We start from the raw sequence: 6,715 nt of genomic DNA, 5'->3' as shown, positions 1-6,715 counted from the left end.
CGGCAAAACGCTCCGGCCACCCGTCCCATAATCGCCCTCAGCGAAGGCAACGACCCCCGCATCACAAAAGGGGCCATCAACGCGCAGAGGGCCAATCTGGCCGATATCATTCTGGTTGGCCCGCACGCCGAGGTCGAAGCAGCCCTGAACGATCAGGGGGCTGCGGCCTCTCAGGGCATTGAGATCCATGACCCCAAGACTTCGGACCTGACCGAAGAATTTGCCCAGACCTTTTTCGAACTTCGCCAGCATAAAGGCGTCGATCGGGCCAAGGCCCGTGCTGCCGTTGAAACACCCCCCGTCTATGCCGCCATGCTGGTGCGCAGCGGACGCGCCACCGGCACTGTAGGCGGGGCCGTTCACACGACCGGCGAAATCGTCCGTGCGGCGATCCAGGTGATTGGCATGGCCCCCGATGCAGGAATGGTGTCGTCTTTCTTCCTGATGTACCCGCCGGAAAACGCTCAGCCCGGGGCGCGGGCGATGCTGTATTCCGATTGCGGGCTGGTCATCAATCCGACCGCGGGCGAGCTGAGCAAGATCGCCATCGCGTCCGCCACATCGGCCCGGACGCTGCTGCAGGTCGATCCAAAGATCGCGATGCTCAGCTTTTCCACCAAGGGCAGCGCCAAGCATCCCGATGTGGACAAGGTGATCGAGGCCACTGAGTCGCTACGCCAGGCCGCGCCAGATCTGAACGTCGACGGTGAACTGCAATTCGACGCCGCCTTTGTACCTTCGGTTGGTGAGCGTAAATCACCGGGTTCGTCTGTCGCCGGGCAGGCCAACGTGATGATCTTTCCCAACCTTGATGCTGGCAATATCGGCTACAAAATCACCCAAAGACTGGGGGGCTACACCGCCATCGGACCGGTCTTACAGGGGCTGGCCAAACCCGCCAACGATCTGTCCCGCGGATGCAGCGCCGAGGATGTGACCCAGATGATCGCCGTGACCGCGCTACAGGCAAATGGACTGTAACACTTAATTTTCGCACCGCTCCCGGAACGATGTTCTAAAATACCGAGGAAACTGACAAAATCCTCCTGACATAACCAACTGGACCCGCAAATGACCCATCAGCAGCCGATCCTTGATACGTCACCGAAAGTCTCGGACGAAATCCGCAGGACCACCTGCTACATGTGCGCCTGTCGATGCGGCATCAACGTTCACATGAAAGACGGCAAGGTTGCTTATATCGAAGGCAATCGCGACCACCCGGTGAACAAGGGAGTCCTGTGTGCCAAGGGGTCTGCCGGGATCATGCAGGTCAATGCCCCCTCGCGCCTGCGCAAGCCACTGAAACGGGTCGGCCCGCGTGGCTCGGGCGAATTTGAGGAGATCAGCTGGGACGAAGCGCTGGAACTGGCTGTCAGCTGGCTGGAGCCGATCCGTAAAGACAACCCGGAAAAGCTGGCCTTTTTCACCGGCCGGGACCAAAGCCAGAGCTTCACCAGCTTCTGGGCGCAAAACTTCGGAACCTGCAACTATGCGGCGCATGGCGGCTTTTGTTCGGTCAATATGGCTGCGGGCGGCATTTATACGATGGGCGGCGCATTCTGGGAATTCGGCCAGCCTGATTGGGACCACACCAAACTGTTCATGTTGTTTGGCGTGGCCGAAGACCACGACTCCAACCCGATCAAAATGGGTATTGGCAAGATCAAGGCGCGCGGTGCACGTGTTATTGGCGTCAACCCTATCCGCAGCGGATACAACGCTGTCGCTGATGATTGGGTCGGCATCACACCGGGAACTGACGGACTGTTCATCCTGTCATTGATCCATGTGCTGATGAAAGCCGGAAAGATCGATCTCGACTATCTCAGCCGCTACACCAACGCCCCGGTTTTGGTGGACGCGTCCGAAGGCGCCGGAAACGGCCTGTTCCTGCGCGACGATGACGGAAAGCCCCTGGTCATCGACCGGAATACAGGCAAGCTGACGGCCTTCGACACGCCTGGCGTTCGCCCGGATTTGTCGGCGGTCTACGAAAACGACGGTGTCGTTCATCGCCCTGTGTTTCACTTGATGGCAGAAAAATACCTGTCCGAGGAACACGCGCCCGAAGCTGTTGCCGAAAAATGCGGTATCCCCGCCAATCGCATTCGCGCGATTGCAGCGGAACTGGCGCGTGTCGCCTTTGACGAGGCGTTTGAGCTCGATCACGAATGGACCGATTTCCGGGGCGAGAAACACACCAAGATGATTGGCCGCCCTGTCGCGATGCACTCGATGCGCGGCGTTTCGGCTCATGCCAATGGTTTCCAGACCTGCCGCGCGCTGCATGTGCTGCAGATCATCCTTGGCACGGTCGAGGTTCCCGGCGGCTTCCGCTTCAAGCCCCCCTACCCCAAACCGGTCGAGGCGCACCCGACACCGCATTGCAAGGTGACGCCCAATTCTCCGCTGGATGGCCCGCATCTGGGGTTTGTCCGCGGCCCGGAACACCTTGCACTGAAGGAAGATGGCAGCCCCGCGCGGATCGACAAGGCGTTCACCTGGGAAAACCCGATGTCCAGTCACGGGCTGATGCATATGGTGATCTCGAACGCACATGCGGGCGACCCGTATAAGATCGATACGCTGTTCATGTACATGGCCAACATGTCGTGGAACTCGACCATGAACACCAAGGGTGTCATCGAGATGCTGACGGACAAAGATGAAAACGGCGATTACGTGATCCCGCGCATCATCTATTCGGACGCCTATTCTTCCGAGATGGTGGCCTACGCGGACCTCATCCTTCCGGACACGACCTACCTCGAACGCCACGACTGTATTTCGCTGCTGGATCGCCCGATTTGCGAGGCGGATGCGGCCGCTGACGCAATCCGCTGGCCTGTGATCGAACCGGACCGCGACGTGCGCGGATTTCAGTCAGTATTGATCGATCTCGCTAACCGCATGAAACTTCCGGGTTTCACCCATGAAGACGGCAGCGCAAAATGGGTCGATTACGCCGACTACATCGTCAATCACGAACGCAAGCCGGGTATTGGCCCGCTGGCCGGATTCCGCGGTGAAAACGCCGACAAGGAAGGGCGCGGAGAGGTCAACCCGGATCAGTTGAACCGCTATATCGAAAACGGCGGCTTCTACGTGGCGCATATCCCGCAAGGCGCGGATTACTACAAACCGTGGAATGCAGCCTATCAGGAATGGGCCGTGGGCATGGGGCTCTATGACAGCCCGCAGCCATACCTATTCCAACTCTACTCCGAACCGATGCGCAAGTTTCAGCTGGCAGCCGAAGGCCATGGCGACCGACAGCCGCCTGATCATTTGCGCCAGCGGATCAAAGACACGATGGACCCGCTTCCGATCTGGTACGAAACCGATCAGCACGGCAACGACGGCTTCACAGTCAACGCGCTGACCCAGCGCCCGATGGCGATGTATCACAGCTGGGGCACGCAAAACGCCTGGCTGCGGCAGTTGCACGGGCGAAATCCGCTTTATGTTCCGACCAGGCTGATGCGCAAGCACGGCCTGAACGACGGAGATTGGGCCAAAATCACATCCCCTCATGGTGAGATTACGGTCCCTGTGATGGAAATGGCCGCGCTGAACGACAACACCGTCTGGACATGGAACGCCATCGGCAAACGCAAAGGCGCCTGGGCCCTGCAAGAGGACGCGCCCGAGGCCACCAAGGGTTTCCTGCTCAACCACCTGATCCACGAATTGCTGCCGCCAAAAGGCGACGGGCTACGTTGGGCCAATTCCGACCCCATTACTGGTCAGGCCGCATGGTTTGACCTGAAGGTGAAAATCGAAAAGGCCGACGCGCCCGCCGATGCCCAAAGCCAGCCTCATTTTGACCCAATCAAATCACCGGTAGGAACGGGCCCTGCGAATTTGGCGTGGAAGGTGGGCAAATGACCCGGATCCGCACTTCATCTGGCCACAAATATCCCGGGGGTGAATTGAGCCGCAGGCTCAAGAGGGGGCTGGCCCCCTCACCCGTCCTCAACAGCACAGGTATCCTGACATGACCCAGCTACCGAACTCCACCGAGCGCAAGATGGGTCTGGTGATCGACCTGGACACCTGCGTTGGTTGCCATGCCTGCGTGATTTCCTGCAAAGGCTGGAACACGGAGAATTATGGCGCGCCACTGTCCGATCAGGATGCCTATGGCGCCAATCCTTCGGGCACTTTCTTGAACCGCGTGCATTCCTACGAGGTGCAACCGGCGGAAGGGCACGCGCAACTGATCCATTTCCCTAAATCCTGCCTGCATTGCGAAGATGCGCCCTGTGTTACCGTGTGCCCGACCGGGGCCAGCTACAAGCGGGTCGAAGATGGCATCGTGCTGGTTAATGAAAGCGACTGTATCGGGTGCGGCCTGTGTGCCTGGTCCTGCCCCTATGGCGCGCGTGAACTGGACAAGGCCGAGGGGGTGATGAAGAAATGCACACTCTGCGTCGACCGGATCTATAACGAGAACCTGCCCGAGGTGGACCGGATTCCCTCCTGTGTCCGAACCTGTCCGGCGGGCGCGCGGCACTTTGGCGATCTGGGCGATCCGGACAGCGACGTCAGCAAGCTTGTTGCGGATCGCGGCGGAATGGACCTGATGCCCGAAATGGGCACCAAACCCGTCAATAAATATCTGCCGCCGCGCCCGAAAGACACGGTGGAAGATCAGATCGACATCCTGGCCCCCCTGTTGGCACCTGTCGCTGAAGAGCCCAAGGGCTTCCTCGGCTGGCTCGACAAGACGTTGGAGAAACTCTGATGCATCCTGCACCCTCCGTCATCCTCTTTACCACCCTGTCCGGTCTGGGCTTCGGCCTGCTCTTCTTTCTTGGTCTTGGCCTTCCGGCTGTCTCGGGTTGGGTGGCCTTTGTGTTCTTCGCCATTGCTTACGGTCTGGCCGTCGGAGGGCTGATGGCCTCGACCTTCCATCTCGGCCACCCAGAACGGGCCTGGAAGGCTTTTACTCAATGGAAAACGAGCTGGCTCAGCCGTGAGGGCTGGTGTGCCGTGCTCGCCCTGGTCGTCATGGGGCTTTACGCGATTGGCGTGGTGTTTCTGGATCGGCAATGGAGCCTGCTGGGTTGGATCGGAGCGTTGATGTCACTGGCGACCGTGTTCACGACTTCGATGATCTACACGCAACTCAAGACCATCCCGCGCTGGAATATGAACCTGACCCCCGCCATGTTCCTGAGCTTCAGCCTGGCAGGTGGTGCGTTGCTGGCTGGCCAGACACGGGTTGCCATTCCGCTTCTGCTGATCGCCGCTTTGGTTCAAATCCTGTATTGGAAGAAAGGCGACAAAGCGCTGGAAGCATCCGGAACGAATCTGGGCACAGCCACAGGTTTGGGTAACCGGGGTACCGTCAGAGCGTTCGAGCCACCGCATACCGGTACCAACTATCTGCTGCGTGAGTTTGTTCATGTGGTCGGGCGCAAACATGCCGATAAGCTAAGGGTGATCTCGTTTGTATTGGCCTTTGTTCTGCCGGTTCTGTTTCTGGTCCTGCCATTCAACCATTTCCTGGCCCTGCTGGCAGTGGCATCGCATCTGGCAGGCATCGCGACCTCGCGCTGGTTGTTCTTTGCGCAGGCTGAACATGTCGTAGGGCTTTATTACGGCAAACGCTGAGGGGGCTCTGCCCCCGCCGCGGCAAGCCGCGGCTCCCCCGGGATATTTTTGGCCAGATGAAGTTTGGATCCTGAAAACCAAAAAGGCGGCACTCGGTAGTCGAGGCCGCCTTTACTGGTTTCTGAAGGCCGGGTTAGATGAGGCCCGCGTGTGCCATTGCCGCATCAATCGCGGCTTTTGTGTTGTCTTCCAGCTCAGTCAGAGGTGAGCGGACTTCGGTGCTGCAGAGACCCAGTTTGCTGAGCGCGTATTTGGCGCCGACCAACCCGGGTTCTATAAAGATCGCTTCGTGCAGCGGCATCAGCTTGTCCTGGTATTCCAGTGCCTTTGCATAATCGCCCGACAATGTGGCCTGCTGGAATTCGGCGCATAGCCTGGGAGCCACGTTTGCGGTGACTGAAATGCATCCGACACCGCCATGGGCGTTAAAACCCAGTGCAGTGGCGTCTTCACCGGATAGCTGGCAGAAGTCCTTGCCACAGATCGCACGCTGCTGGCTGACGCGCGCCAGATCGCCCGTCGCATCCTTGACCCCGACAATACGCGGCAACCGGGCCAGTTCGCCCATGGTGGCCGGGGTCATGTCGATGACCGATCGCCCGGGAATGTTGTAGATGATGATCGGAATATCCGCAGCCTCGTGCAGGGCTTGGAAATGCGCGATCAGGCCGCGTTGAGTCGGTTTGTTGTAGTAAGGCGTGACAACCAGCGCCGCATCGGCACCAACTTTTTCGGCGAACTGAACGAACCGGACGGCTTCGACCGTGTTGTTCGACCCGGCACCGGCAATAACCGGAACACGGCCAGCAGCCGTTTTGACCACTTCTTCGATGACCGTTTCGTGTTCGTCGTGGCTGAGCGTCGGGCTTTCGCCGGTGGTTCCAACAGGCACCAGCCCGGTCGAGCCTTCGGAGATCTGCCATTCAACCAGATGTTTAAGCGTCTTCAGGTCCAACTCGCCGTTGTTGAACGGAGTGACGAGGGCTGGCATCGAGCCTTTGAACATGACACGCTCCTTAAGGTGCATATTGCGGTTTTTGCGCCCTGGTCACTCACGTTTCCAGCTTTGTGAGTTGATCCCGCCGGCGCAGGG

The 6,715-nt window shown here is 59.1% G+C and carries 5 protein-coding genes; 4 read left to right on the top strand and 1 reads right to left on the bottom strand.

Features of this window, described 5'->3' with window-relative positions:
• The 4 genes from pta to ACR0EK_RS14930 all read left to right on the top strand — a co-directional run.
• A partial coding sequence (gene pta, locus ACR0EK_RS14945; RefSeq protein ID WP_480900420.1) for a phosphate acetyltransferase occupies positions 1-981 on the top strand: 981 nt, incomplete at its 5' end.
• 90 nt (positions 982-1,071) lie between these two features.
• On the top strand, positions 1,072-3,891 hold the full coding sequence (locus tag ACR0EK_RS14940; RefSeq protein ID WP_480900421.1) for a molybdopterin oxidoreductase family protein: 2,820 nt from the start codon (positions 1,072-1,074) through the stop codon (positions 3,889-3,891).
• A gap of 109 nt (positions 3,892-4,000) precedes the next feature.
• Entirely contained in the window at positions 4,001-4,750 is a 750-nt protein-coding gene (locus ACR0EK_RS14935) for a 4Fe-4S dicluster domain-containing protein (RefSeq protein WP_267363598.1), read from the top strand.
• Positions 4,750-5,622 (top strand): dimethyl sulfoxide reductase anchor subunit family protein, encoded by an 873-nt coding sequence (locus ACR0EK_RS14930; RefSeq protein ID WP_480484080.1) that lies wholly within the window; start codon positions 4,750-4,752, stop codon positions 5,620-5,622. Before ACR0EK_RS14935 ends, ACR0EK_RS14930 begins: the two co-directional genes overlap by 1 nt.
• A 133-nt stretch (positions 5,623-5,755) precedes the next feature.
• Here the strand turns inward: ACR0EK_RS14930 and dapA are convergent, their stop codons facing one another.
• A complete protein-coding gene (gene dapA / locus ACR0EK_RS14925; RefSeq protein WP_267363596.1) occupies positions 5,756-6,628 on the bottom strand; it encodes a 4-hydroxy-tetrahydrodipicolinate synthase in 873 nt (290 codons plus the stop codon).
• Positions 6,629-6,715: the final 87 nt, after the last annotated feature.

The sequence above is a fragment of the Ruegeria sp. AE4 genome (assembly GCF_056542185.1).
The sequence above is the reverse complement of the archived record's forward strand: the minus strand, read 5'-3'. Positions and strand labels throughout refer to the sequence as shown.

What these genes read in the sequence shown, in the direction of transcription:
- ACR0EK_RS14940 (WP_480900421.1), top strand. Translation starts at nt 1,072, where the DNA reads ATGACCCATCAGCAGCCGATCCTTGATACGTCACCGAAAGTCTCGGAC.
- ACR0EK_RS14935 (WP_267363598.1), top strand. Translation starts at nt 4,001, where the DNA reads ATGACCCAGCTACCGAACTCCACCGAGCGCAAGATGGGTCTGGTGATC.
- ACR0EK_RS14930 (WP_480484080.1), top strand. Translation starts at nt 4,750, where the DNA reads ATGCATCCTGCACCCTCCGTCATCCTCTTTACCACCCTGTCCGGTCTG.
- dapA (WP_267363596.1), bottom strand. Translation starts at nt 6,628, where the DNA reads ATGTTCAAAGGCTCGATGCCAGCCCTCGTCACTCCGTTCAACAACGGC.